Source organism: Pseudomonas promysalinigenes, from assembly GCF_014269025.2.
Taxonomy (GTDB): domain Bacteria; phylum Pseudomonadota; class Gammaproteobacteria; order Pseudomonadales; family Pseudomonadaceae; genus Aquipseudomonas; species Aquipseudomonas promysalinigenes.
Map to the genome: position 1 here is coordinate 301,991 of NZ_CP077094.1, position 26,404 is coordinate 328,394.

At 61.7% G+C, this 26,404-nt stretch carries 26 protein-coding genes; 15 read left to right on the forward strand and 11 right to left on the reverse strand.

All coding sequences use genetic code 11. From position 1 onward, the window contains the following. Positions 1-159: 159 nt before the first annotated feature. From HU725_RS01395 to hisF, 6 genes are all read left to right on the forward strand, one after another. Entirely contained in the window at positions 160-1,818 is a 1,659-nt protein-coding gene (locus HU725_RS01395) for an OFA family MFS transporter (RefSeq protein WP_060478309.1), read from the forward strand. 212 nt (positions 1,819-2,030) lie between these two features. Then, on the forward strand, positions 2,031-2,624 hold the full coding sequence (gene hisB / locus HU725_RS01400; RefSeq protein ID WP_186478415.1) for an imidazoleglycerol-phosphate dehydratase HisB: 594 nt from the start codon (positions 2,031-2,033) through the stop codon (positions 2,622-2,624). Next, positions 2,625-3,263, forward strand: coding sequence for an imidazole glycerol phosphate synthase subunit HisH (gene hisH / locus HU725_RS01405; RefSeq protein ID WP_060478310.1), 639 nt, complete (start codon positions 2,625-2,627; stop codon positions 3,261-3,263). Next, positions 3,264-3,524 carry a DUF2164 domain-containing protein gene (locus tag HU725_RS01410; protein ID WP_060478311.1) on the forward strand — a complete coding sequence of 87 codons (261 nt, stop codon included), beginning with the start codon at positions 3,264-3,266 and terminating at the stop codon, positions 3,522-3,524. A 27-nt stretch (positions 3,525-3,551) separates the two neighbouring features. Next, the gene (hisA, locus tag HU725_RS01415; RefSeq protein ID WP_003257484.1) at positions 3,552-4,289 is read left to right on the forward strand and encodes a 1-(5-phosphoribosyl)-5-[(5-phosphoribosylamino)methylideneamino]imidazole-4-carboxamide isomerase; all 738 of its coding nucleotides are present in this window, start codon (positions 3,552-3,554) and stop codon (positions 4,287-4,289) included. A 10-nt stretch (positions 4,290-4,299) separates the two neighbouring features. Then, positions 4,300-5,070: an imidazole glycerol phosphate synthase subunit HisF gene (hisF, locus tag HU725_RS01420; protein ID WP_060478312.1), complete on the forward strand. Its 771-nt coding sequence runs from the start codon at positions 4,300-4,302 to the stop codon at positions 5,068-5,070. A gap of 122 nt (positions 5,071-5,192) precedes the next feature. Here hisF and choV read toward each other — a convergent pair whose 3' ends face one another. From choV to HU725_RS01435, 3 genes are all read right to left on the reverse strand, one after another. Then, positions 5,193-6,371, reverse strand: coding sequence for a choline ABC transporter ATP-binding protein (choV, locus tag HU725_RS01425; RefSeq protein ID WP_186478416.1), 1,179 nt, complete (start codon positions 6,369-6,371; stop codon positions 5,193-5,195). Further along, positions 6,368-7,216: a choline ABC transporter permease subunit gene (choW, locus tag HU725_RS01430; RefSeq protein WP_186478442.1), complete on the reverse strand. Its 849-nt coding sequence runs from the start codon at positions 7,214-7,216 to the stop codon at positions 6,368-6,370. Before choW ends, choV begins: the two co-directional genes overlap by 4 nt. A gap of 81 nt (positions 7,217-7,297) precedes the next feature. Beyond that, positions 7,298-8,245, reverse strand: coding sequence for a choline ABC transporter substrate-binding protein (locus tag HU725_RS01435; protein WP_060478315.1), 948 nt, complete (start codon positions 8,243-8,245; stop codon positions 7,298-7,300). 442 nt (positions 8,246-8,687) lie between these two features. Between HU725_RS01435 and HU725_RS01440 the strand changes: the two genes are divergently transcribed. Then, a complete protein-coding gene (locus HU725_RS01440; RefSeq protein WP_060478342.1) occupies positions 8,688-10,064 on the forward strand; it encodes an L-serine ammonia-lyase in 1,377 nt (458 codons plus the stop codon). Between the two features lie 392 nt (positions 10,065-10,456). Beyond that, positions 10,457-11,563 carry a choline metabolism transcriptional regulator GbdR gene (gene gbdR, locus HU725_RS01445; protein WP_060478316.1) on the forward strand — a complete coding sequence of 369 codons (1,107 nt, stop codon included), beginning with the start codon at positions 10,457-10,459 and terminating at the stop codon, positions 11,561-11,563. A 55-nt stretch (positions 11,564-11,618) separates the two neighbouring features. Here gbdR and HU725_RS01450 read toward each other — a convergent pair whose 3' ends face one another. Continuing rightward, positions 11,619-11,876, reverse strand: a complete 258-nt coding sequence (locus HU725_RS01450) for a hypothetical protein (RefSeq protein ID WP_186478417.1) — start codon at positions 11,874-11,876, stop codon at positions 11,619-11,621. Positions 11,877-12,211: 335 nt separating this feature from the next. Between HU725_RS01450 and HU725_RS01455 the strand changes: the two genes are divergently transcribed. Further along, on the forward strand, positions 12,212-12,676 hold the full coding sequence (locus tag HU725_RS01455; protein ID WP_186478418.1) for a hypothetical protein: 465 nt from the start codon (positions 12,212-12,214) through the stop codon (positions 12,674-12,676). Between the two features lie 47 nt (positions 12,677-12,723). Here HU725_RS01455 and HU725_RS01460 read toward each other — a convergent pair whose 3' ends face one another. The 4 genes from HU725_RS01460 to choX all read right to left on the reverse strand — a co-directional run bounded on the left by HU725_RS01460 (position 12,724) and on the right by choX (position 16,140). After that, positions 12,724-13,197, reverse strand: coding sequence for a thioesterase family protein (locus tag HU725_RS01460; RefSeq protein WP_186478419.1), 474 nt, complete (start codon positions 13,195-13,197; stop codon positions 12,724-12,726). Between the two features lie 10 nt (positions 13,198-13,207). Beyond that, positions 13,208-14,173: an L-carnitine dehydrogenase gene (locus HU725_RS01465; RefSeq protein ID WP_186478420.1), complete on the reverse strand. Its 966-nt coding sequence runs from the start codon at positions 14,171-14,173 to the stop codon at positions 13,208-13,210. Positions 14,174-14,191: 18 nt separating this feature from the next. Next, positions 14,192-15,076, reverse strand: coding sequence for a 3-dehydrocarnitine:acetyl-CoA trimethylamine transferase CdhC (cdhC, locus tag HU725_RS01470; protein ID WP_186478421.1), 885 nt, complete (start codon positions 15,074-15,076; stop codon positions 14,192-14,194). A 119-nt stretch (positions 15,077-15,195) separates the two neighbouring features. Continuing rightward, positions 15,196-16,140: a choline ABC transporter substrate-binding protein gene (gene choX / locus HU725_RS01475; RefSeq protein ID WP_060478326.1), complete on the reverse strand. Its 945-nt coding sequence runs from the start codon at positions 16,138-16,140 to the stop codon at positions 15,196-15,198. Positions 16,141-16,286: 146 nt separating this feature from the next. Here choX and HU725_RS01480 point away from each other — a divergent pair, with 146 nt between their 5' ends. Beyond that, on the forward strand, positions 16,287-17,249 hold the full coding sequence (locus HU725_RS01480) for a GlxA family transcriptional regulator (protein ID WP_060478327.1): 963 nt from the start codon (positions 16,287-16,289) through the stop codon (positions 17,247-17,249). Here the strand turns inward: HU725_RS01480 and HU725_RS01485 are convergent. The 3 genes from HU725_RS01485 to HU725_RS01495 form a co-directional block, all read right to left on the reverse strand. Further along, entirely contained in the window at positions 17,240-17,791 is a 552-nt protein-coding gene (locus HU725_RS01485) for a hypothetical protein (protein WP_186478422.1), read from the reverse strand. The two genes, HU725_RS01480 and HU725_RS01485, sit on opposite strands and share 10 nt — an antisense overlap. Before the next feature lie 68 nt (positions 17,792-17,859). After that, positions 17,860-18,576, reverse strand: coding sequence for a hypothetical protein (locus HU725_RS01490; RefSeq protein WP_081016646.1), 717 nt, complete (start codon positions 18,574-18,576; stop codon positions 17,860-17,862). Positions 18,577-18,690: 114 nt separating this feature from the next. Further along, on the reverse strand, positions 18,691-19,092 hold the full coding sequence (locus tag HU725_RS01495) for a lysozyme inhibitor LprI family protein (RefSeq protein WP_186478423.1): 402 nt from the start codon (positions 19,090-19,092) through the stop codon (positions 18,691-18,693). A 284-nt stretch (positions 19,093-19,376) separates the two neighbouring features. Here HU725_RS01495 and HU725_RS01500 point away from each other — a divergent pair, with 284 nt between their 5' ends. From HU725_RS01500 to etfA, 5 genes are all read left to right on the forward strand, one after another. After that, positions 19,377-20,354: a dipeptidase gene (locus HU725_RS01500; RefSeq protein ID WP_060478330.1), complete on the forward strand. Its 978-nt coding sequence runs from the start codon at positions 19,377-19,379 to the stop codon at positions 20,352-20,354. Between the two features lie 77 nt (positions 20,355-20,431). Then, positions 20,432-20,962: a DUF5943 domain-containing protein gene (locus tag HU725_RS01505; protein ID WP_060478331.1), complete on the forward strand. Its 531-nt coding sequence runs from the start codon at positions 20,432-20,434 to the stop codon at positions 20,960-20,962. A 15-nt stretch (positions 20,963-20,977) separates the two neighbouring features. Next, complete coding sequence (dgcA, locus tag HU725_RS01510) at positions 20,978-23,038, forward strand: dimethylglycine demethylation protein DgcA (RefSeq protein WP_186478424.1); 2,061 nt, start codon at positions 20,978-20,980, stop codon at positions 23,036-23,038. Between the two features lie 180 nt (positions 23,039-23,218). Further along, the gene (gene dgcB, locus HU725_RS01515) at positions 23,219-25,171 is read left to right on the forward strand and encodes a dimethylglycine demethylation protein DgcB (protein ID WP_186478425.1); all 1,953 of its coding nucleotides are present in this window, start codon (positions 23,219-23,221) and stop codon (positions 25,169-25,171) included. Further along, complete coding sequence (gene etfA / locus HU725_RS01520; RefSeq protein ID WP_186478426.1) at positions 25,171-26,403, forward strand: electron transfer flavoprotein subunit alpha; 1,233 nt, start codon at positions 25,171-25,173, stop codon at positions 26,401-26,403. Before dgcB ends, etfA begins: the two co-directional genes overlap by 1 nt. Position 26,404: the final 1 nt, after the last annotated feature.

Below are 26,404 nucleotides of genomic sequence, written 5' to 3' on the forward strand. Positions count from 1 at the left end.
TGTCACCTGTGAGCTGGTACTCTTGTGCCGCTTTGCGGCGTGGCCGCGACCCATTGTCGCGGGCCGTTACCCAAGGATAAGGCCCTTCGCCCTGCGTGCGAGTACAAGAGCCTGGGACGATATCCGCCGGCACTGTCTACCTACAAAAGGATCGAATCCATGAGCACTACAATCGGGGCGGGGGGGGTGGCCAGCGCGCCAAGTTTCCTGTCCAAGGAGCGCATCATCGCCCGGCCGGGCTTCAACCGCTGGCTGGTTCCGCCCGCGGCCCTGGCCATTCACCTGTGCATCGGCATGGCCTACGGCTTCTCGGTATTCTGGCTGCCGCTGTCTCAAGCCATCGGCATCACCGCGCCTGTGGCCTGTTCGGCGGACATGGGCTTCATCGCCCGTATGTTCAGCGCGCAATGCGACTGGCCGATCTCGATGCTGAGCTGGATCTATACCCTGTTCTTCGTCTTCCTCGGCTGCTCGGCGGCGGTGCTCGGCGGCTGGCTGGAACACGCAGGCCCTCGTAAGGCTGGCCTGGTGTCGGCGCTGTGCTGGTGCGGCGGCATGCTGATTTCTGCCATTGGTGTGAAGACACACCAGCTGTGGCTGATGTGGCTGGGGTCGGGGGTCATTGGCGGTATCGGCCTTGGGCTTGGCTATATTTCGCCGGTTTCGACACTGATCAAATGGTTCCCGGACAAACGCGGCATGGCCACTGGCATGGCGATCATGGGCTTTGGCGGCGGCGCGATGGTTGGCGCACCCCTGGCTACCGCGCTGATGGGCCATTTTGGCAACGAGCATGAAGTGGGCGTGTGGCAGAGCTTCGTCGTCATGGCTGCGATCTATTTCGTGTTCATGACCGCAGGTGCCCTGGCTTACCGCGTGCCGCCCACCGGCTGGAAGCCTGAGGGCTGGACTGCACCGGTCAAAAAAGCCAACGCGATGGTCACCGACCGCCACGTCCACGTCAGCGTGGCTTGGAAAACTCCGCAGTTTGCGCTGATCTGGCTGGTCCTGTGCCTGAACGTTTCGGCGGGTATCGGCATTCTCGGCATGGCATCGCCACTGCTGCAGGAAGTATTCGCCGGCAAGCTGCTGGGCAACGAGCTGACCTTCAGCGAACTGAACGCTGCGCAACTGGCGCAAATCGCTGCCATCGCCGCCGGCTTCACTGGCCTGCTCAGCCTGTTCAACATCGGCGGCCGGTTCTTCTGGGCGTCGTTCTCCGACTACATTGGCCGCAAGAACACCTACTTCGCCTTCTTCGCCCTGGGCGTTGGGTTGTACAGCCTGGTGCCGAACATGGGCCACTTGGGCAATGTGGCGCTGTTCGTGGCGGCGTTCTGCATCATTCTGTCGATGTACGGCGGTGGCTTCGCTACCGTGCCAGCCTACCTGGCCGACCTGTTCGGTACACAGATGGTCGGCGCCATCCACGGTCGCCTGCTGACCGCCTGGGCTGCTGCTGGCGTGCTGGGCCCAGTGCTGATCACCTATCTGCGTGAGTACCAGTTGGCGGCGGGCGTGGAACGTGCCGCGGCCTACGACATGACGCTGTACATCCTCGCCGGCCTGCTGGTGTTGGGCTTTATCTGCAACATGCTGGTGCGCCCGGTGGCCGACAAGCATTTCATGAGCGATGCCGAACTGGCTGCCGAGCGTGCGCTTAGCCACGACAAAGGTGCCGAAGGTGCGCGCTCGCTGGAATGGCACCCAGCCCCTGGCAGCCTGCCGCTGGTGCTGATCGCCTGGGCCGTGGTGGTGATTCCGCTGGCGTGGGGTATTTGGATCACCTTGCAGAAGACCGCTGTGCTGTTCCACTGATGGGGCCAGCCTGAGCGCATCACTGGGGCCTGTGAGGGCCCCTTTACGGCTGGAGCAGGTAGGTCGGCCAGTTGCTTGGCAAGGTGTGTCGAACCTGGCAGCGCCGACTTTACCCACCCATGCCTAATGCCATATGTCATCCGCGTTTCAAGCCGGCGCGTTCTGGGCCTATAATGGAGCCCTTTTCGCCCAATGATTTTGCGGAGCTGGTGATGGTCGAACGTAAGGCTTCCGTCGAGCGCAATACCCTGGAAACCCAGGTCAAGTGCTCGATCAACCTCGATGGCAGTGGCAAGGCCCGATTCGATATCGGTGTGCCTTTCCTTGAACACATGCTGGACCAGATCGCCCGTCATGGGTTGATCGATCTGGATATCGAGTGCAAGGGCGACCTGCATATCGACGATCACCATACCGTCGAAGACGTCGGTATCACCCTGGGCATGGCATTCGCCCAGGCCATTGGCGACAAGAACGGCATCTTCCGCTACGGCCACGCCTACGTGCCGTTGGACGAAGCGCTGTCACGCGTGGTCATCGACTTCTCCGGCCGCCCAGGCCTGCAGATGCACGTGCCATACACCCGCGCCTCGGTAGGCGGCTTCGATGTCGACCTGTTCCAGGAGTTCTTCCAGGGCTTCGTCAACCACGCCTTGGTGACCTTGCACATCGACAACCTGCGTGGGCACAACACTCACCACCAGATCGAAACCGTGTTCAAGGCATTCGGCCGCGCCCTGCGCATGGCCGTGACGCTCGACGAGCGCATGGCCGGGCAGATGCCGTCGACCAAAGGGTGCCTGTAAATGCAGACGGTAGCGGTAATCGACTATGGCATGGGCAACCTGCACTCGGTAGCCAAGGCGCTGGAGCATGTTGGCGCCGGTAAGGTGCTGGTCACCAGCGACGCGGCGGTGATCCGCGAGGCTGACCGTGTGGTGTTCCCCGGTGTGGGCGCGATCCGTGACTGCATGGCTGAAATCCGCCGCCTGGGCTTCGACAGCCTGGTGCGCGAAGTGAGCCAGGATCGCCCGTTCCTCGGCATCTGCGTTGGCATGCAGGCGTTGCTCGAGCACAGCGAAGAGAACGACGGTGTCGACTGCATCGGCCTGTTCCCTGGCCAAGTGCGTTTCTTCGGCAAAGACCTGAAAGAAGACGGCGAGCACCTGAAGGTGCCGCACATGGGCTGGAACGAAGTCAGCCAGACCATCGACCACCCGCTGTGGCACGACATTCCAGACCGTGCGCGTTTCTACTTCGTGCACAGCTACTACATCAATGCCGGCAAACCGAGCCAGGTAGTCGGCCGTGGCCACTATGGCGTCGACTTCGCTGCAGCCTTGGCCGATGGCTCGCGCTTTGCCGTGCAGTTCCACCCCGAGAAAAGCCACACTCATGGCCTGCAGCTGCTGCAGAACTTCGTTGCCTGGGACGGGCGCTGGTAAATGAGCCGTTCGAAGACCAAGGCCCCGACCATCACCCTGGCTGCCCAAGAGGAACGCGAGGCGCTCGATACGCTCAAGCGCTTTCTCGAAGACCGCTTCGAGCTGCAGCTGGGGTCGTTCGAAGTGGCCGAGGTCCTCGAGCTGTTCAGCAAACAAATTGCACCCCTTTACTACAACAGGGCGATTGCCGATGTTCAGCTGCACCTCAAGGAGCGGTTCGAGAGCATCGAAAGCGATCTGTGGGCGCTCGAGAAGCCCTGAAACCCTAAGAACATACAGGTTCCCAAGATGCTCATTATCCCCGCTATCGATCTGAAGGACGGTGCCTGTGTGCGCCTGCGCCAGGGCCGCATGGAAGACTCCACGGTATTCTCCGACGACCCGGTGAGCATGGCCGCCAAGTGGGTCGAAGGTGGCTGCCGCCGCCTGCACCTGGTGGACCTCAATGGTGCCTTCGAGGGCCAGCCGGTGAATGGTGAAGTGGTCACGGCCATCGCCAAGCGCTACCCGACCCTGCCGATCCAGATCGGCGGCGGCATTCGTTCGCTGGAAACCATCGAGCACTACGTCAAGGCAGGCGTCAGCTACGTGATCATCGGCACCAAGGCGGTCAAGCAGCCTGAATTCGTCGCCGAGGCGTGCAAGGCCTTCCCAGGCAAGGTCATCGTCGGCCTGGACGCCAAGGACGGTTTCGTCGCTACCGATGGTTGGGCCGAGGTCAGCTCGGTGCAGGTCATCGACCTGGCCAAGCGTTTCGAGGCTGATGGTGTTTCGGCGATCGTCTACACCGATATCGCCAAGGACGGCATGATGCAAGGCTGCAATGTGCCGTTCACCAAGGCCCTGGCCGAAGCGACTTCGATCCCGGTGATCGCCTCGGGTGGCATTCACAACCTGGGCGACATCAAGGCCCTGCTGGACGCCAAAGCGCCGGGCATCATCGGCGCCATCACTGGCCGTGCCATCTACGAAGGCACCCTCGATGTCGCCGAGGCCCAGGCTTTCTGCGACAACTACCAAGGCTGAGGACTGAACCATGGCACTGGCCAAGCGCATCATCCCTTGCCTGGACGTGGACAACGGCCGGGTGGTCAAGGGCGTTAAGTTCGAAAACATCCGTGATGCCGGGGACCCGGTGGAAATCGCCCGCCGCTACAACGAGCAGGGTGCCGACGAAATCACTTTCCTCGACATCACCGCCAGCGTCGACGGCCGCGACACCACCCTGCATACCGTCGAGCGTATGGCCAGCCAGGTGTTCATCCCGCTGACCGTGGGCGGTGGCGTGCGTACCGTGCAAGACATCCGCAACCTGCTCAACGCCGGTGCCGACAAGGTGTCGATCAACACCGCGGCGGTGTTCAACCCGGAATTCGTGGGCGAGGCGGCAGACCGTTTCGGCTCGCAGTGCATCGTTGTGGCCATCGATGCCAAGAAGGTGTCCGGGCCGGGCGAAGCCCCGCGTTGGGAGATCTTCACCCACGGTGGGCGTAAGCCCACCGGGCTGGATGCCGTTGAATGGGCGAAGAAGATGGAAGGCCTGGGGGCAGGGGAGATTCTGCTGACCAGCATGGACCAGGACGGCATGAAGAACGGCTTCGACCTTGGGGTTACCCGTGCCATCAGCGATGCGCTGGGGATTCCGGTGATCGCGTCGGGTGGTGTGGGTAACCTGCAGCATTTGGCTGATGGGATCGTGGAAGGGCACGCCAGTGCGGTGCTGGCGGCCAGTATCTTCCACTTTGGCGAGTACACGGTGCCTGAGGCCAAGGCCTACATGGCTTCACGCGGGATCGTGGTTCGCTGAAACATTGATTGGGGCTGCTTTGCAGCCCATCGCGACCTCGCGGTCGCTCCTACAAAAGCACCCGTGCCCCCCGTAGGAGCGACCGTTAGGTCGCGATGGGCCGCAAAGCGGCCCCAATTGCATCACCCGTGGGTCTTGCCGAGCAACGCGTGATAAAGCTCGGTATCCCCAAGAATCCCCACCACCTTGTCGTTATCCTGCAGCACCAGCTTGTTACCAGTCTGGTAGCGAATCTGCAGGGCATCGCGCATGCCGATGTCGGCGTGCACCACCGTGGGCCTGCGCCCCAGCAGTTCCACATCCTGCCCTGGTGCCCAATTCTGCATGTCCAGGCCGTTCTGGCCCTGGCGCGCACGCTTGAGCGAACCGCCCTCACCCAGGTCCAGCCAGGAGTCGATCCCTGGGTCCAGGCAGACCGAGCCGTTGACCCGTTTGCAGTTGTCCAGGCTGCGCATCAGGCTGCGGCCGCACAGCACATTCAGCGGATTGGTGTGGGCGACGAAGGTACGCACGTATTCATCGGCCGGGTTCAGTACGATCTCTTCCGGCTTGCTGTACTGGATGATCCGCCCGTCTTTCATGATGGCGATGCGGCTGCCCAGTTTCAGCGCCTCGTCCAGGTCGTGGCTGACGAACACGATGGTCTTGCTCAGCTTGGCCTGCAGGCCCAGCAGCTCGTCTTGCAGGCCCTGGCGGATCAGCGGGTCGAGGGCCGAAAACGGTTCGTCCATCAGCAGGATGTCGGCATCCATCGCCAGCGCCCGGGCCAGGCCCACACGCTGCTGCATGCCGCCGGAGAGTTCGTCCGGCTTCTTGTTACGCCATTGGGTCAGGCCAACCAGTTCGAGCTTCTCGTCGACCAGCTTGCGCCGCTCCTTCTCGGGGCGGCCCTGCATTTCCAGGCCAAAGCTGATGTTCTCGCGCACCGTCAGCCACGGCATCAGGGCGAACTTCTGGAACACCATGGCGATGCGTTTGGTGCGCATCATCTTAAGTTCGGCCGGGGTGCAGTTGGCGATGTCGATATGCTTGCCTTCGTGCTCGACGAACAGCTTGCCGCGGCTGACGGTGTTGAGGCCGTTGATGCAGCGCAGCAGGCTCGACTTGCCCGAACCGGACAGGCCCATCAGTACGCAGATCTCGCCTTTGTTGATATCGAGGTTGGCCTTTTCCACGCCCACCACCAAGCCGGTTTGCTTGAGGATCTGTTCGCGGGTCTTTCCTTGGTCCAGAAGCGACAGCGCTTCGCGTGGCTTGTTGGAGAAGATGACGTCGACGTCTTCGAATCGAATGATGCTCATGCCTCACCCCTTACCGGCAGTTCCGGTTGCTTGCAGATACGGTCGAGCATGATCGCCAGCAGCACGATCGCCAGGCCTGCTTCGAAGCCCAGGGAGATATCGGCGGTGTTCAGTGCGTTGACCACAGGTTTGCCCAGGCCGTCGGCGCCCACCAGGGCGGCGATCACCACCATCGACAGCGACAGCATGATGCACTGGGTAACGCCGGCAGCGATGCTTGGCATCGCATGCGGCAGTTCGATACGGGTGAGCAGCTGACGGCGTGAGCAGCCAAACGCCTTGCCGGCGTCCATCAGCTCTTGCGGTACGTCACAGATGCCCAGGTAGGTGAGACGAATTGGCGCGGCGATGGCGAACACCACCGTCGAAATCAGCCCCGGCACTACGCCGAGGCCGAACAGGGTCAGGGTTGGAATCAGGTAGACGAAGGTCGGCACTGTCTGCATCAGGTCCAGCACCGGGCGCATGGCGGTATAGAACATTGGCTTGTGCGCGGCGACGATACCCAGCGGCACGCCGATGGCCACGCAAACCACGGTGGCGAAGCTCACCTGGGCCAGGGTTTCCATGGTTTCCTGCCAGTACCCCAGGTTGAGGATCAGCAGAAACGAAAAGGCGACAAAAGCGGTTAGCGCCCATTTGCGCTGAATGAAGTGCGCCAAGGCGGCGAATATGGCAATGAGCACGAATGGGTTGAAAAAGGTCAGGGTGCTGGTGACCCCATGGATCATGAACTCCAGGCCTCGGGCGATGGCATCGAAGTACGAGGCGCCGTTCTGGGTCAGCCATTCCACGAACGACGCGATGTACTGCCCCAAGGGTATTTTCTGATCGATAAGCATGATAGCGAGCTTCCACCTGCAAAGATTGAAATCAGTCCGGGGCAGGCACGGTCCTGCCCCGCGGTGTTGCCATGGCGTCTTGCGTTATTGCGTCAGCTTGGCCTTGGCCGCCTCAAGGCCGGGTTTGCCATCCACGGTGGTAACGCCTGCAAGCCAGGTATCGAGCTTGCCGGGGTTATCCTTGAGCCACTTCTTGGCGGCTGCGTCGGGCTTCATCTTGTCGTCCAGGACATAGCCCATCATGGTGCTTTCATCCTTGAGCTCGAACGACAGGTTCTTCAGCAGTTGGCCGACGTTGCTGCATTCCTGCGTATAGCCCTTGCGGGTGTTGGTCAGCACGGTAGCCTTGCCGAAATCGGGGCCGAAGAACTCGTCCCCGCCGGTCAGGTACTGCATTTTGAAGCGAGTGTTCATCGGGTGAGGTTCCCAACCCAGGAACACGATCGCTTCACCGCGTTTCTGCGCGCGGTCCACTTGCGTCAGCATGCCGGCCTCGCTCGATTGCACGATCTTGAAACCGGCATCCTTCAGGCCCCAGGCGTTCTTGTCGATCATGCTCTGGATGGTGCGGTTGCCATCGTTGCCCGGTTCGATGCCGTAGATTTTGCCGTCCAGTTCCTTCTTGAACTTGGGAATGTCGCTGAAATCCTTCAGGCCCTTGTCGTACAGCGCCTGGGGTACGGCCAAGGTGTACTTGGCGTTTTCCAGGTTAGCGCGCACGGTTTCCACCGTGCCTGCGTCACGGTACGGCTTGATGTCGTTCTCCATGGTCGGCATCCAGTTGCCGAGAAACACGTCCAGGTCCTTGCCGGTGGCCAATGACTTGTAGGTCACCGGTACCGAGATCATCGTGGTGTGGGTCTTGTAACCCAGTGCTTCGAGCACAGCGCTGGTGGTGGCGGTGGTGACGGTGATGTCAGTCCAGCCGACATCGGAGAAACGTACTGTCTTGCACTGCTCAGGCTCGGCGGCCTGGGCCATCAGCGGCGCAGCAAGCATCGCAACCAACAACAGCGAGGGTGAACCTTTCATGGATGGACTCCTGTGATTTTGTCTTCGGGTTCGCGTGGGTCGCCGGACGTTCTCAGGGTCCGGTCGACCAGGCCTGCAGAGGGCAGGTTGCGTGGCCGTGCTATACGAGTCGCTTTCGATAATCCTCCAGCGCAGGGCAATCGCCTACTGGTGGGGTCGTAACCAGTACGCAACGGGTCGCATCCAGTATGGGCGATGTCGTTTATGAGTTTTTCCACCCCTGTAGCCGTATTTTTGCGTCAGCTGGCCGCTTGAAAGCGGCGCGCGCCTGGCCGAAATGGCCGCGGCGCTGCTGGACAAAAGTACGTCGGTTGCAGACGGCGAGGGGGTAGGCAAAAGCCCGATGATGCGTGCATTCGTGGCGGCTCGCAGCTTCAGCCTAGCAGTTGCCCCGCCCTGCGCATGGCGCGCAGAGACAAGCCCAGCAAGAGGTGAAGCGACAATGGCCATCAGCGTGTTCGACCTGTTCAAGATCGGTGTCGGGCCTTCCAGCTCCCACACCGTAGGCCCCATGCGTGCTGGCGCCCTGTTCGTTCAGGGCCTGCGTGAACGCGGCGAGCTGGAGCAGGTGCAAAGGGTCGAAGTGCGGCTTTACGGCTCGCTTTCGGCAACCGGTATTGGCCATGGCACCGACAACGCCACCATCATGGGGCTGATGGGCGAATGGCCAGACGCCATTGACCCAACCCAGATCGTCCCGCGCATTGCCGACCTGCGCGAAACCAATATCCTCAAGCTGGATAATCGCCTGCCCATCGAGTTCGTCTGGGCTCGCGACATGCTGTTGCTGGACGAAAACCTGCCGTACCACCCCAATGCCATGACCTTGATCGCCGAAGGCGCCCAGGGCGAACTGCACCGTGACACCTATTATTCGGTGGGGGGCGGCTTCGTAGTGGATGCCGCCCAGGCCGCCAGCGGCGTACTGGACGCTGACCAGACGGTGTTGCCGTACGATTTCAACAGCGCAGCCGAACTGCTGCGCCTGTGCAAGCAAAACGACCTCAGCGTGTCGCAATTGATGATGGCCAACGAGAAGGTCTGGCGCAGCGAGGAAGAAATCCGCGCCGGTCTGCACAAGCTTTGGGAAGCCATGCAGGAGTGCGTCAACAACGGCCTCAAATACGAGGGTACGTTACCTGGCGGGCTCAACGTACGCCGCCGTGCTGCCAAGCTGCACCGCAGCCTGCAGGAGATCGGCAAGCCCAACGTGATCGGTTCGACCATGAGCGCCATGGAGTGGGTGAACCTGTTCGCTCTGGCAGTTAACGAGGAGAACGCCGCTGGCGGGCGCATGGTCACTGCACCTACCAACGGCGCGGCCGGCATCATCCCGGCGGTGCTGCATTACTACATGCGCTTCAGCGATGCGGTGGACGAGTCGAGCGTGGTCGACTTCTTCCTCGGTGCAGCTGCCGTGGGTATCTTGTGCAAGAAAAACGCCTCGATCTCCGGGGCAGAAGTCGGTTGCCAGGGTGAGGTTGGCTCAGCTTGCGCCATGGCGGCAGCAGGCCTTGCCCAGGTGCTGGGTGCTACCCCGCCGCAGGTGGAAAACGCAGCCGAAATTGCCCTGGAGCACAACCTCGGGCTGACATGCGACCCGGTCGGAGGCTTGGTGCAGGTGCCATGCATCGAGCGCAATGCCATTGCCGCGGTCAAGGCAATCAACGCCGTACAGATGGCCCTGCGCGGCGACGGCGAGCACTTCATCTCCCTCGACCAGGTGATCCGCACCATGCGCGACACCGGTGCCGACATGCACGACAAATACAAAGAGACCTCCCGCGGTGGCCTGGCGGTCAGCGCCATCGAATGCTGATGCGCCGATAGTGGTCTGCACCCTGCGCGACGCCCCTTTTTGGGGCGTTTGTATTTCAACCAATCGTCAGGTGTCGCGATCAGTGTCTGCATTGTCGGTGACACTAAAGAGTGTCGTTTCTGGGCAACCGGCGCTGGGCCTGTCACCAAATTGCTCAGCCGTAACCCGCAAGGCGCTAGCACGCCGGTTTGCGAAGGCTGGCCAAGTTGAGCGAAGTGCCTGATTTGCCGAACGAAGGCGTCGTTTTCAGTTTTTTTCGGATGCGCGTTCAACTTTAGGCACGGCCTTTGCGTTGAGTTTGCTATCAAGCCCCCAGCATCGAAGTCGGGGTCATAACAAGAAAATCAGTGCCCGCCTGAGGCACCTCTGCATTTGTGTGAGGAGAAACCGCGATGACGTCGTACACCTCCGGGAACCCAACCCAGAACCGCACAGCCCCCCAGTCCATCGGGTTTCTTCTGTTGGACAATTTCACCCTGATTTCCCTGGCATCGGCTGTCGAGCCGCTGCGTATGGCCAACCAGTTGTCCGGCCGCGAGCTTTATCGTTGGCACACCCTGACCGTCGATGGTGGCCAGGTATGGGCCAGTGACGGCTTGCAGATCACCCCCGATGCAGCCATGCACAGTGCACCGCCGATCGATACCGTGATCGTCTGTGGTGGCGTGGGTATTCAGCGCACCGTGACCCGCGAACATGTTACCTGGCTGCAGGCTCAGGCCCGCCAGTCGCGCCGCCTGGGTGCGGTGTGTACCGGCAGCTGGGCACTGGCCTGTGCCGGGCTGCTCGACGGCTTCGATTGCAGCGTGCACTGGGAGTGCCTGGCAGCGATGCAAGAGGCCTTCCCAAGGGTCAATATGAGCACCCGCCTGTTCACCCTCGACCGCAATCGCTTCACCAGCTCCGGTGGCACCGCGCCGCTGGACATGATGCTGCACCTGATCAGCCGTGATCATGGCCGCGAGCTGTCTGCGGCAATTTCCGAGATGTTCGTCTACGAGCGCATCCGCAACGAGCAAGACCATCAGCGCGTGCCGCTCAAGCACATGCTCGGCACCAACCAGCCGAAGCTGCAGGAGATCGTGGCATTGATGGAGGCCAACCTCGAAGAGCCGATCGACCTCGACGAACTGGCCGTTTATGTGTCGGTATCGCGCCGCCAGCTCGAACGGCTGTTCCAGAAGTACCTGCACTGCTCGCCGTCGCGCTATTACCTGAAGCTGCGCCTGATCCGTGCGCGGCAGTTGCTCAAGCAGACGCCGATGTCGATCATCGAAGTGGCGTCGGTGTGCGGCTTTGTATCTACGCCGCACTTCTCCAAGTGCTACCGCGAGTACTTCGGCATTCCACCGCGTGATGAGCGTGTGGGCTCCAACACCACGCAACAGGTGGCGATGATGCCAATCCCGCAGGCCATGACCCTGTCGCCCCACGGTGGGCCGATGGCTGCCCTCAGCCAGGCGCGCAACGAATCGACGTTCGCCAGCGTAAGGCTCTGAAACGCTAATGGCCTACTCGCGGGGTCATCCGCGAGTAGGCCAAGTCAGAAAATAATCAGCCGCGTCGGCTGAACTGGGCCAACGCTGGTAACAGCTGCTTGTCGATGGCCTGGCGCACGGCAGGCAGGATGGTCGCGCTGCCGGTGTACATCTGTTCCACCATGCCTTTGAGCGCCCGTGCGTTAGGCTCGGTCAGCCCACGAATCACCGCCTCGCAAGCCTGCTCGGCACTGGCCCCGGCTGGAATGTCGAACCCGCGCGCGCGCAGGTGGCCTGCCAGATCGTCCTGGTCAATCAAATCCGCATGCATCATGGCTGTTGTCCCTTTTTATCGCTAAAAGAGTGCTGCTGTGATTTACGACCGATTCTGTGGCGCCCGCGACATGCCCGCAACCACAGAATGCAGGCATGGCTGCTTTGGCTAAGAACAGGTCGTTTACGGCTAAATCCAGCACCTGCGAACCCAGCACACTGCAAGCATTCACGGCCTCAGAGGGTTTGGTCACCCTCGCTCATGCACAGTGGATGTTGCTCGCTCTTGGCCCCGGACGCTCACGGCTTTCCGGGGTTATTTTTTTTCCAACGTTGCACCAGCCGACCACCTGATATTTTTGCCAGGTTACCCACCTGCGTGCTCCTGCTCTGATAGTGGCGACGGTTCGCACACGGAGCGCGGAGGGTGCAGCGCTGGGTACCGTCGACCACCATGACGCAGCACGGCGTTTCAACGAACGCAGGGAAACCGTCGAGAATTACTATCCACCGGTACTGATCAATGTCACGGTCTTCGATAATCCTGGCATGCGGGGCGACAGTTGCAGCTTCGATCTGCCGGCGGGGAATATGGCTACGACGATGATCGAGGACGTGTGTGGCAGTGCTTGGGTACGCAAAGTATGGTCGGCACGGGTCAAGAACATGACCGCAGGCAAGACGCTGCGCTTGGGTAACAGCGTGGCGTATCACAGCTATACGAGCACAAGTTATGCAGGTGACTTTGATGTGCCGACGTTATCGGCGCATCCCCTCGAAATGCCTGAAGGTATGGTCTTGACCCCAAATAATGGCAACTTGACCAAGTTGATTGAACAGGTAGAAGTCCGACCTCTCTGAGTGCAATCGGTGCAAGGCAGCATGCGTCCATGCTGCCTTGCCTGCGCCTATCGACCGGGCAGCTTGATCGTGCGCCCTACATACTCAGGGGTAGGCAACTCTCGTTGCTCGTCCACTAGTAGTTGCAATGAGCTGGAACTGGATGCACTGAACGGCGCCGACTTCGGCCCCGCCAGGTCCACATGCAACAGCATCTGCTCACTGCCGGCCAGCACTTCATCGAACCCTGCCCGGTGCAGGCTGTGATAAATGTGCAGGCGTTTTTGATCGAAACCGATGATCTGCGTTTGCACCCACACGTGTGCACCCAATTTTACCTCATGCAGGTAGTTGATATGGGCTTCGAGGGTGAACAGCGAGTGGTCACTCTGCCCGCGATTGTCGGCATCCAGGCCGATGCGTTCCATCAGTGCGTCGGTGGCGTAGCTGAATATCAGCAGGTAGAAGGCATCACGCAGGTGCCCGTTGTAGTCGACCCAGTCCTCCTGGATTGGGGTGCGGTAGGTGATCAGTGTGGGCATCGTGGGCACCTCAGTCGCCGAAAGCCATGCCGTGGTTGGCCTTGCTGGTTTTCACCGCGTCCAGCACCGCCAGCAGGGTGTCGTCACGGTAACGCTCAAGCGCGGCGATGCTGCGTTCGCCCTGTTGCTCAGCGGTGCCGTCCACCACGTCGTCTATCAATTTGTCGGTCAGCTCCGGCGCCGGCAGGTAAGTCCACGGCAGTTTCAGCGCCGGGCCAAATTGCGACATGAAGTGGCGCATGCCGGCGTCGCCACCGGCCAGGGTGTAGGTCAGGAACGTGCCCATGAACGACCAGCGCAGGCCTGCGCCAAAGCGGATCGCGTCGTCGATTTCACCGGTTGTCGCCACACCATCGTTGACCAAGTGCAAAGCTTCGCGCCATAGCGCTTCGAGCAGGCGATCGGCGATGAAGCCTGGCACCTCCTTGCGCACATGCAGCGGGCGCATGCCCAGTGCGGTGTAAATGGTTTTAGCGGCTTCGATGGCTTCGGGCGCGGTGCGTTTGCCGCCGACGATTTCGACCAGTGGCAGCAGGTAAACCGGGTTGAACGGGTGGCCTACCACGCAGCGCTCTGGATGCGTGCTGGACTCATAGAACTCGCTGGGCAGCAGCCCGGAGGTGCTGGAGCCGATGATCGCGTCGGGCCTGGCCGCCGCACTGATCTTGGCGTGCAGGTCGAGCTTGAGGTCCAGGCGCTCGGGTGCGCTTTCCTGTATGAAGTCAGCGTCGCGCACGCATTCTTCGATGGTTGCCACGAAGGTCAGGCGATCTTGCGCCGCCCCTGGCGCAAGGCCTTGTTTCTCCAGCGCCGGCCAGGCGTTGGCGATGCGCTTGCGCAGGGCCTGCTCTGCGCCGGGTGCCGGGTCCCAGGCGATAACGTCCAGGCCATGGGCCAGGGCGCGAGCGACCCAGCCGCTGCCGATCACGCCGCTACCCAGGGCGGCGAAGGTCTTGATCTTGGTGATGAAGGGCATGACGAACTCCTGAAAGGATCAGCGGCGCTTGAGGTTCATTTTTGCCCGGCCTTCTGCCGGGCTGAGCACGCGGCCACCCATGCGGGTGATGATTTCGGCGGCGCGTTCCACCAGCTGGCCATTACTGGCCAGCACGCCACGGTCCAGGTACAGGTTGTCTTCCAGGCCAACCCGCACGTTGCCGCCCAGCAACACGGCCTGTGCCGCCATCGGCATCTGCATGCGGCCGATGCCAAAGCCGGCCCAGGTCACGTTCGCAGGCAAGTTGTCGACCATGGCTTTCATGGTGGTGGTGTCTGCCGGCGCGCCCCATGGGATGCCCAGGCAAAGCTGGAACAGCGGGTCTTCGAGCAGGCCTTCTTTCATCATCTGTTTGGCGAACCACAGGTGGCCGGTGTCGAAGATTTCCAGTTCGGCTTTCACGCCCAGTTCGGTGATGCGCTTGGCACCTGCGCGCAGTTGCGCGGGGGTGGAGACGTAGATGGCGTTGCCGTCGCCGAAGTTGAGCGTGCCGCAGTCCAGGGTGCAGATTTCCGGCAGCAGGGCTTCGACGTGGGCCAGGCGCTCCAGTGGGCCAATCAGGTCGGTGCCGGGGCCGAATTCCATTGGCGATTCACCCGGGCCGATTTCCAGGTCGCCACCCATGCCGGCGGTGAGGTTGACGATGACGTCCACGTCGGCCTCGCGGATACGTTCCATGACCTCGCGGTAGAGGTTCACGTCGCGGCTGAAGCGGCCGGTCTGCGGGTCACGCACGTGGCAGTGAACAACCGTGGCGCCGGCTTTGGCGGCCTCGACGGCCGATTCTGCGATCTGTTTCGGGGTGACCGGGACCAAGTGGCTTTTGGCGACCGTGTCGCCGGCGCCGGTGAGGGCGCAGGTGATGATGACGTCGTGGTTCATGGCGGTTCCTTGTGGTGTCGGTTTTGGCTTTTCGCGGGTGAAGCCGCCTCCACAGGGGCCGTGATGGCCCTGGCATGTGCTTTGGCTGTGGGAGCGGGTTTACCCGCGAAGAGGCCGGATCAGTTGGCGGTGAGCTTGAGGTTGTCTGCAGCCGGCTTGCCATCGAAGGTAGTCACACCTTCCAGCCAGCGGGCTTTGTCCTCGGGGTGGTCCTTGAGCCACTGTCGGGCCGACTCCAGCGCGTCCTTGTGGTCGAGCAGCGGTTGCATCATGCGGCTCTCGTCTTCGGCGCTGAAGTTAAGGTTGGCCAGCAAGCGGTTGGCATTGGGGCAGCGCTCGGCGTAGTCCGGCGCGGTAACGGTCCAGACCGTGGCGCGCCCTTCGTCCGGGCCCAGGGCGCCTTGGCTATCGCCCAGGTAGGCCATGTCGATGTTCACGTTCATCGGGTGTGGCGTCCAACCGAAGAACACCACCGCTTCCTTGCGCCGCACGGCCCGGTCGACGGCGGCGAGCATGCCGGCTTCGCTGGACTCCACCAGCTGGAACTTGCCCAAATCGAATTGGTTCTTGGCGATCATTGCCTTGATCTGGGTGTTGGCACCGGAGCCTGGCTCGATACCGTAAATTTTGCCGCCCAGCTCTTTCTCGAACTTGTGAATATCGGCGAAAGTCTTCAAGCCTTTGTCGTACAGGTACTTCGGCACGGCGAGGGTCGCGCGGGCGTCCTCCAGGCTGGGTTTTTCCAGGACCTTGACCTGATTGGCGTCGATGAACGGGGTGATGGTCTGGGTCATGATCGGGTTCCAGTAACCCAGGAACATGTCCAGGCGCTTGTCGCGGATACCGGCGAAGATGATCTGCTGCGAGGCGCTGGTCTGCTTGGTCTGGTAACCCAGGCCATCGAGCAGCACCTGGGCCATGGCGCTGGTGGCAATGACGTCGGTCCAGTTGACCACGCCCAGGCGCACGTTCTTGCAGGCTGCGGGCTCAGCGGCGAAAAGTGGGGTACAAGCGATGCTGCTCAGTGCGAAGGTCAACAGACTGCGGCGGATCAAGCTGTGCATGGTGGCTCTCCATCGGCAGGGCATTTTTTATAGGTTCGGGCCTCTGTGGGCCGTGTGAACACGCTACGCTGCACCCAGGGTGGAAAATCGCACCCTGGCGACCAAGATTTGCACGGAGGCGACCACCTTTTGCCGTGGAGCATGCAATGCCGCAACTGATCCATTTTCTGTTGTTGCCAGGGTTTTCGGCGATGGGGTTCATCAGTGCCGTAGAGCCTCTTCGTGTGGCAAACCGTTTCAATGGCCCTTGTTATCGTTGGCAGGTGCTGAGCCTGGACGGTGGTGCCGTGCAGGCCAGCAATGGCATGTCAGTGAACGCCGACGCAGCGCTCGGGGCGGCCGAACCCTGTGGCATTGTGCTGATCGTGGCGGGCTTCGATCCGTTGGCCTGCTATGGGCCGGCACTGCAGCAAACGCTGCGTCGCCTGGACCATGAACGCGTCATCCTCGGCGGCATAGATACCGGAGCGGTGGTGTTGGCCGAGGCCGGCTTGCTCGATGGCCATCGCGTTACCCTGCACTGGGAAGCGTTGGACGCGTTCAAGGAAAACTACCCGAGCCTGCAGGCGACCCAAGAGCTGTTCGAAATCGACCGGCGGCGAATCACATGCGCCGGCGGCACCGCGTCGATCGACCTGATGCTCGACCTGATTGCCCGATCCCATGGCAGTGAATTGGCGGTGCAGGTGTCGGAGCAATTCGTGCTCGGCCGCATCCGGCCGCGCCAGGATCACCAGCGGATGCAGATTGCCTCGCGCTATGGCATCAGCAACCGCAAACTGGTGCAGGTGATCGGCGATATGGAAAAGCATACCGAGCCACCGCTCAGTACATTGGATCTGGCCGCACGAGCCATGATCACTCGGCGACAACTCGAGCGCCTGTTCAAGCTGTACCTGAATGAAACGCCGAGCGGTTTTTATCTGAGCTTGCGTCTGGACAAGGCACGTCAGCTGCTGTGTCAGACGCAGATGAGCATTACCCAGGTCAGCGTGGCGTGTGGTTTCGAGCTGCCGTCGTATTTCACCCGCCGTTACAAGCGACGCTTTGGCCGCTGCCCACGTGAAGAGCGCCAGGCGCTCAAGCCACAATTGCCGGATCAGAGCTGATCCACATTGCAGAGCGCTTGCAGGCGCTTTTCAACTTGCGATCGCCTCGCCTCGAAAGCCTGAGCATCGAGCTTCGCGCCCAGGTGGTGCAAATGCAGTCTCAGGTGCGTGCGAGGTGAGTCAGGGTCGGTTGCACAGCATAGGTAAAAAACGATTGCCATCTGGCTACCCTCGTCATCCAGGTCAAATTCGATGTGCATGTGCGAACTGGCCGAGGTGTTGCGCAACAAGGCGAGATCTGGCTGTTTCAAACCATGGAGTATGTCGCTGGCAACCCTTCGGAACTTGAGGTTGCGCGCCTGGGGGGCGGGAATCCAGCCGGTGAAGACATCTTGAAACACGGCGTCCGTGGGGACGTAGTCGAGGCTCTTCGCTGTCCGCTGCACCAGTTCGACACCGCTGTCTTCCAGGCTCCGCAAGAAACGGCTGAACCAGCGCTGGCCGTCTTGCTGGCGATCGTACGTCTGGTTGGCCTCCAGCTGTGCCAGGCGAAGGCAGGCATGAAGGTCGTCCAAGGCGTGCGCGGCGGGTTTTGCGGGCATGCTTCTGGCCCCTCGCTGCAAATGTCGGAAGGGATACCCGACGCCGCCAGGGCGACGCCGGGCCCGGGTCAGATGTCCAGTGCCAGGATGTCGAACGCCTGGCTAGCCAGCTTCAGCCTCACGGTTTCGCGCATGGCGTTGAAGTGGCGAACGCTGAACGAGCCTTGCTGGGAAGCCCGGTAAACGCGGGTGTTCGACTTGTCGATAAGGCGACCGGCAGAACCAGCAGCTTTTTCAACCTTGTCATAGCTGAGCTGAACGCTGGTCATGTGCATGATCGGCAGCCCTTGCGGGGTCATTTCGCAAGCCGAAATCTGAATGGTGCTGGATTTGCCCGAAACGCTCAGGCTGCTCTCTTCGAGCAACTGCTGCGCCTTTGGCGTTTGCACGATCACTTCGAAAGAGCGCCTCACACAACGGCTCAGTCGATGGGTGCTGCCAATCTGCACGGTGACGATTTCAGGGGCCAGGGTGGCCAGGGTGTGGGTGTCCTTGTCGAGGGCTTCCTCCACGTGGGCAGCGCCGGTCAGGGTCCAGCCGAACTTGCCTAGGCCATCGTTGTAGAAGTTGTACCACTCGCGCTGTTGGGTTTCTTTGTCGAACTTTTTGTTCGCCGACAGATTCATCAAGCGCATACCATCGAGCACGTCTTCGGCAACGCTGGCAGGTACATCCGGGGCGAAGATGCAGACGGTATTGGCGACCATGACGGCGCGTTCTTCGCCTTCCTTCTTCAGGGCAGCGATGGCGGTGTCCATGTCGGTTTTGCTGATGTTGGAGGTCATATCTTGGTTCCTGTTCAGTACATTCCGGCGCCTCGGGTGAGGCGCTTGGCATGCACTGTGGTTCGGATCGCCAAGACAGATAAGCTGAAAGCTTTTCCTGTTCAGCCGAAGCTTCTATTGCTGGCCGATAGACTGCAGGTACTCCGAGCGGTCATCGCTACGCTGCGCCACGCAGGTATCCCAGGCTGCCTGCAACGCTTTGCTGCCTGGCTTTTCGGCATAGGTTTCGACCTTGCAGTCGGCGTCACGCAGCTGGGTCCACAACTTCTCGGCAGCGTCCATTTTCCCAACAAGGGCACTCGCCTTGTCGCCATCGTCGGCATACTGGTCGCGAATGCGCTGAATCAAGTCGTCATACGCCGACTTCAATTCGCGCTCGGCGGTCTGTTTGTTGAACGCCGCGCAGGCGTAGGTCTGCTGGTCAGTTTCGACGTTGTCGCAGGGGGTGCTTTCTTCTTCGCCGGCCTGTGCGCCCGACACCACGGCCAGCAATACCAGCCATGCCAATGACTTCATCCTTTTCTCCTTAACAAGGCTCACCCATCGGCTGGATTCTCGCTCAGCTACCCGCAAGACGATAGCTCTCTGACGAAATGTTCATCAAGCGGCGGCAGGTGCCGTTATCGCGACTGCCTCTCATTGCCGTACGCCGTGCCAGAGGGCGCGATGTAGCGCATTGACGCTTTCGGCAAACCCCCTGTCGTTTTTGCATCGGGGCGCTGCTGGGCACAGGCATATGCTGGCCTCAAAGCGCCGGCAGAAGATTCGGCGCAGCACAAGTCAATAAAGGGGACAGCCTGATGAGCCCAGCCGAACTTCACGCCGACAGCATCGTCATCGACGGCCTGATCATTGCCAAATGGAACCGCGAGCTGTTCGAAGACATGCGCAAAGGCGGTTTGACTGCGGCCAACTGCACGGTGTCGGTCTGGGAAGGCTTCAAAGCGACTGTCGACAACATCGCCGCCAGCCAGAAACTGATCCGCGAGAACAGCGACCTGGTGATGCCGGTACGCACTACTAGCGACATCCGCAAGGCCAAGGAGCTGGGCAAGACCGGCATCCTCTTCGGCTTCCAGAACGCCCATGCATTCGAAGACCAGATCGGCTATGTCGAGGTGTTCAAGCAGCTGGGCGTGGGCATCGTGCAGATGTGCTACAACACCCAGAACCTGGTGGGCACCGGTTGCTACGAGCGCGACGGCGGCCTGTCGGGCTTCGGCCGCGAGATCGTCGCCGAGATGAACCGCGTCGGCATCATGTGCGACCTGTCCCACGTAGGTTCCAAGACCAGCGAGGAAGTGATCCTCGAATCGAAGAAGCCGGTCTGCTACTCCCACTGCCTGCCTTCGGGCTTGAAAGAGCACCCGCGCAACAAGTCGGACGAGGAGCTGAAGTTCATCGCCGACCATGGCGGCTTCGTCGGCGTGACCATGTTCGCGCCGTTCCTGGCCAAAGGTATCGACTCGACCATCGACGACTACGCCGAGGCCATCGAATACACCATGAACATCGTCGGTGAAGACGCTATCGGTATCGGTACCGACTTCACCCAGGGCCACGGCCAGGACTTCTTCGAGTACCTGACCCACGACAAGGGCTACGCCCGTCGCCTGACCAACTTCGGCAAGATCATCAACCCACTTGGCATTCGCACTGTCGGCGAATTCCCCAACCTCACCGAGACCCTGCTCAAGCGCGGCCATTCCGAGCGCGTGGTTCGCAAGATCATGGGCGAGAACTGGGTAAACGTCCTTAAGGACGTCTGGGGCGAGTAAGCCGCTCTCCAAAGCCTGATAGCCCCTGCCAGCAACGCCGGGGCACCCACATAAAAATTTTCTGGAGTTGAGTTTCCATGGCCAAGATCGCCCCGCAATTGCCAATCGAAGTCGACAGCGAGACCGGTGTCTGGACCAGCGACGCCTTGCCGATGCTGTATGTGCCGCGCCATTTCTTCGTCAACAACCACATCGGTATTGAGGAAGTGCTGGGCGCCGACGCCTATGCCGAGATCCTCTACAAAGCCGGCTACAAGTCCGCCTGGCACTGGTGCGAGAAAGAAGCTGAATGCCATGGCCTGGAAGGCGTAGCGGTGTTCGAGCATTACATGAAGCGCCTGAGCCAACGTGGCTGGGGCCTGTTCGAGATCCAGGACATCGACCTGGATAAAGGCACCTGCAGCGTCAAGCTCAAGCACTCGGCGTTCGTGTACGTCTATGGCAAGTGCGGGCGCAAGGTCGACTACATGTTCACTGGCTGGTTCGCCGGTGCCATGGACCAGATTCTCGCTGCCCGCGGCAGCTCGATCCGCACCGTGGCCGAACAGGTCTATGGCGGTTCGGAAGAAGGCCACGAAGATGGCCTGTTCGTCGTCAAGCCGTTGTAAGCCGGAGAGAGCGTCATGGCATTCGAAGCAATGTTCCAGCCGATCCAGATCGGCAAACTGACCATCCGCAACCGCGTGCTCAGCACTGCGCACGCCGAGGTCTACGCCACTGACGGCGGCATGACCACCGACCGCTATGTGAAGTACTACGAAGAGAAGGCCAAGGGAGGTATCGGCCTGGCCATTTGTGGCGGCTCGTCGGTAGTGGCCATCGATAGCCCGCAGGAATGGTGGTCGTCGGTCAACCTGTCGACCGACCGCATTATCCCGCACTTCCAGAACCTCGCTGACGCCATGCACAAGCATGGCGCCAAGATCATGATCCAGATTACCCACATGGGCCGTCGCTCGCGTTGGGACGGCTTCAACTGGCCGACCCTGATGTCGCCGTCGGGTATCCGTGAACCGGTGCACCGCGCCACCTGCAAAACCATCGAGCCAGAAGAGATCTGGCGCGTGATCGGCAACTACGCGCAAGCCGCGCGGCGTGCCAAGGAAGGTGGCCTGGACGGCGTTGAGCTGTCGGCTGTGCACCAGCACATGATCGACCAGTTCTGGAGCCCGCGGGTCAACAAGCGTACCGACGAGTGGGGCGGCAGCTTCGAAGGCCGCATGAAGTTCGGCCTGGAAGTGCTCAAGGCCGTGCGCGCCGAAGTGGGTGACGACTTCTGCGTGGGCATGCGTATCTGCGGCGACGAGTTCCACCCCGATGGCCTCAGCCACGAGGACATGAAGCAGATCGCCGCCTATTACGATGCCACCGGCATGATCGACTTCATCGGCGTGGTGGGGTCCGGTTGCGACACCCACAACACCCTGGCCAACGTCATTCCCAACATGAGCTACCCGCCAGAGCCATTCCTGCACCTGGCGGCGGGCATCAAGGAAGTGGTCAAGGTGCCGGTGCTGCACGCGCAGAACATCAAAGACCCGAACCAGGCCACGCGTATTCTGGAAGGCGGCTACGTCGACATGGTCGGCATGACCCGCGCGCACATCGCCGACCCGCACCTGATCGCCAAGATCAAGATGGGCCAGGTGGACCAGATCAAGCAGTGCGTCGGTGCCAACTACTGCATCGACCGCCAGTACCAGGGCCTGGATGTGCTGTGCATCCAGAACGCCGCGACTTCCCGTGAATACATGGGCGTGCCGCACATCATCGAGAAGACCACCGGGCCCAAGCGCAAGGTCGTCATCGTCGGTGCCGGCCCTGCCGGTATGGAAGCGGCCCGTGTGGCGGCCGAGCGCGGCCACGATGTGACCGTGTTCGAGAAGAAAGACCAGATCGGCGGGCAGATCACCATCGCCGCCAAGGCCCCGCAGCGCGACCAGATTGCCGGTATCACGCGTTGGTACCAGCTGGAGTTCGCCCGCCTGAAGGTCGACCTGCGCCTGGGCACCGCCGCTGACGTGGCGACCATTCAGGACTTGCGCCCGGACATCATCGTGCTGGCCGTCGGTGGGCATTCTTACCTGGAGCAGAACGAGCACTGGGGCGCCGCCGAAGGGCTGGTGGTCAGCAGCTGGGATGTGCTCGATGGCAAGGTCGCGCCGGGCAAGAACGTGCTGGTGTACGACACCATCTGCGAATTCACCGGTATGTCGGTGGCAGACTTCATCGCCGACAAGGGCAGCCAGGTGGAGATCGTCACCGACGACATCAAGCCGGGTGTGGCCATGGGCGGTACTACTTTCCCGACCTACTACCGCAGCATGTACCCCAAAGAAGTGATCATGACCGGCGACATGATGCTGGAAAAGGTCTACCGCGAGGGCGACAAGCTGGTGGCGGTGCTGGAGAACGAATACACCGGGGCCAAGGAAGAGCGCGTGGTCGACCAGGTGGTGGTGGAGAACGGCGTGCGCCCGGACGAGCAACTGTATTACGCGCTGAAGGAAGGTTCGCGTAACAAGGGCCAGATCGACGTGGAAGCGCTGTTCGCCATCAAGCCACAGCCGATCCTTAGCCAGCCGGGCGAAGGTTACCTGCTGTACCGCATCGGTGACTGCGTGGCCCAACGCAACGTGCATGCGGCGATCTACGACGCTTTGCGCCTGTGCAAGGACTTCTGATCGCTCCGCCTCTCTAGAGGCGGGACTGGCCCCCCTGTAGGAGCGAGCGTAGCTCGCGATGGCGTCAGCCTTGGCACCCGGGTTGTCTGTTCGGGCGCTATCGCGAGCTTCGCTCGCTCCTACAGGGGTCCGCGCAGCCCTTGAGGCGGCGCAAGAATTCAGCTGTTGTGGGAGCCTCCCATGTTGAACACCCTTCTACCCATTTTGCTGTTCGCTGCCCTTGGCCTGGCAGTGCTCGGCGCCCTGCGCCGGGTGCGCATGTGGCGGCGTGGCCGGCCATCCAAGGTCAACCTGATCGGCGGCCTTTTGGCCATGCCGCGGCGCTACCTGGTGGACTTGCACCATGTGGTCGAGCGCGACAAGTACATGTCCAACACCCACGTGGCCACCGCTGGTGGCTTTGTGTTGTCGGCCGTGCTGGCGATCCTGGTGCATGGGTTCGGCCTGCAAAGCAAGATACTCGGCTACGCCCTGTTGATCGCCACGGTGATCATGTTCAGCGGCGCCATCTTCGTCTTCAAACGCCGCCTGAACCCGCCTTCGCGCCTGTCCAAGGGCCCGTGGATGCGGTTGCCCAAGAGCCTGCTAGTGTTTGCCGCAAGCTTCTTCATCGCCACTTTGCCGGTTGCCGGTATCCTGCCGGCCAACACTGGCGGCTGGGTCATGGTGGCCATTCTTGGCCTGGGCGTGCTGTGGGGTGTGTCGGAGCTGTTCTTCGGCATGACCTGGGGCGGCCCGATGAAGCACGCCTTCGCAGGTGCCCTGCACCTGGCCTGGCACCGCCGCGCCGAGCGCTTCGGCGGCGGCCGCTCCACCGGCCTCAAGCCACTGGACCTGGAAGACCCGAACGCGCCCTTGGGTGTGGAAAAACCGGTGGACTTCACCTGGAACCAGCTGCTCGGTTTCGACGCCTGCGTGCAGTGCGGCAAATGTGAAGCCATGTGCCCGGCGTTCGCTGCAGGCCAGCCGCTGAACCCGAAAAAACTCATTCAGGACATGGTCATCGGCCTGGCCGGCGGCAGCGATGCCAACTTTGCCGGCAGCCCGTATCCTGGCAAGCCGATTGGCGAGCACAGCGGCAACCCACATCAGCCAATCGTCAATGGCCTGGTCGACGCCGAGACGCTGTGGTCGTGCACTACCTGCCGCGCTTGCGTCGAGGAATGCCCGATGATGATCGAGCACGTCGATGCCATCGTCGACATGCGCCGCCACCTCACCCTGGAAAAGGGTGCGACCCCGAACAAGGGCGCCGAAGTGCTGGACAACCTCATCGCCACCGACAACCCCGGCGGCTTCGCCCCCGGTGGGCGGATGAACTGGGCGGCCGACCTCAACCTGCAGCTGCTGTCGCAGGTGAAGGCTACCGAAGTGCTGTTCTGGGTCGGTGACGGTGCCTTCGACATGCGCAACCAGCGCACCCTGCGTTCGTTCGTCAAGGTGCTCAAGGCCTCCGGCGTCGACTTTGCCGTGCTTGGCTTGGAGGAACGCGACAGCGGTGACGTGGCGCGCCGCCTGGGCGATGAAGCGACCTTCCAGCAACTGGCCAAGCGCAATATCCAGACCATGGCCAAGTACAAGTTCCAGCGCATCGTCACCTGCGACCCGCACAGCTTCCACGTACTGAAGAACGAGTACGGCGCATTGGGCGGTGAGTACCAGGTGCAGCACCACAGCACCTACATCGCTGAACTGATTGCGGCCGGCAAGTTGAACCTCGGCAAGCACAAGGGCGGCAGTGTCACCTACCACGACCCGTGCTACCTGGGCCGTTACAACGGTGAGTACGAAGCGCCGCGCGAAGTGCTCAAGGCGCTGGGTATCGAGGTACGCGAAATGCAACGCTCAGGTTTCCGTTCCCGTTGCTGTGGCGGCGGCGGCGGCGCGCCGATCACCGACATCCCTGGCAAGCAGCGGATTCCGGACATGCGCATGGACGACATCCGCGAAACCAAGGCCGAGCTGGTGGCCGTGGGTTGCCCGCAGTGCACTGCGATGCTCGAAGGTGTGGTGGAGCCGCGCCCACAGATCAAGGACCTCGCCGAGCTGGTGGCCGATGTGCTGCTCGAAGAGCAAACGCCTGCGGCCCCAAAGCCGCCAACGGTTAAACGCGAACCTGCGGAGGTGCATTGATGAGCGACATCATCCGCCGCGATCCACGCGCCGAGTGGATTGCCCGTAACCGTCTGCATCCGCTGCACGCGGCGATGCAGACGCAACAGACCCGCTGGATGGGCCCCAACGGCCTGATCCGCAAGAACCCCCATGCCATTGCCACCGGGTTCATCGGCCCGGCTGGCCTGAAACGTATCGACCGCAGTGGCGCCCAGCAGGGTACCGGTGTTGGTGGGCGGCGTACGGCGGCTGCCGAAGTGCAACTGCCGCTGCACCAGGTGCCAGCGCCTGCGTTCTACGTTGCCGTGGTGCCGGACATGATCGGCGGCCGCCTGAGTAGCCACGACCGCGACTTGCTCGGCCTGGCCCATGGCCTGGCCGGCAGCGACGGCGCAGTGCTGGCGGTGGTGTTTGGGGAACACAAGGAAAGCAACTTTTCCACAGCCGGTGTCGATCGCCTGCTGGTCCTTGAAGGCGAGCAGTTTGAAGGTTATGCACCGGAGCAGCTGGTGCAGGGGCTGCGCGCTGTGGACAACCAGTTCGCCCCACAGCATTGGCTATTGCCCGACAGCCGCACAGGTGGCGGCGAACTGGGCCGGCGCCTTGGCGCGGCCCTGGGCGAGCGCCCGGCCACGCGGGTCTGGCAGGTCAAGGATGGCCAGTGCATCGGCCGTGCCGGTGCCGGCCAGCAAGATCTGCAGCGCGCCGTACCACGCCTGATCCTGGGCGCGGCGGAGTGTGCCGAGCCAGTCAGTGAAACCCGTCACGAAGCGTTGCCGGTGGAGTTGTCCACAAGCGTAGTGCGCAGCCTGCCGCGTATCGAGGACTTGGGCGCTGTGGCAGTGGACCCTGCGACCATCGCCATGGCTGAAGCCGAGTTCATTGTTTCCGGTGGCAACGGCGTCAAGGACTGGGACCTGTACCACAAGGCCACCGCCGCCTTGGGCGCGACCGAAGGCGCCTCGCGGGTGGCGGTGGACGACGGCTTCATGCCGCGTAACCGCCAAGTCGGTGCCACCGGTACCTGGGTTACAGCGCGAGTCTATGTGGCTGTGGGTATCTCTGGCGCGATCCAGCACCTGCAGGGCATTGGCGCCTGTGACAAAGTGGTGGCGATCAACATGGACCCTGGCTGCGACATGATCAAACGGGCTGACCTGTCGGTGATTGGCGACAGTTCGGCGATTCTCCAGGCACTGATCGAAGCTGTGGACAACTACCGCAGCGGCGGCCAGCGCGACGCGGCATAAG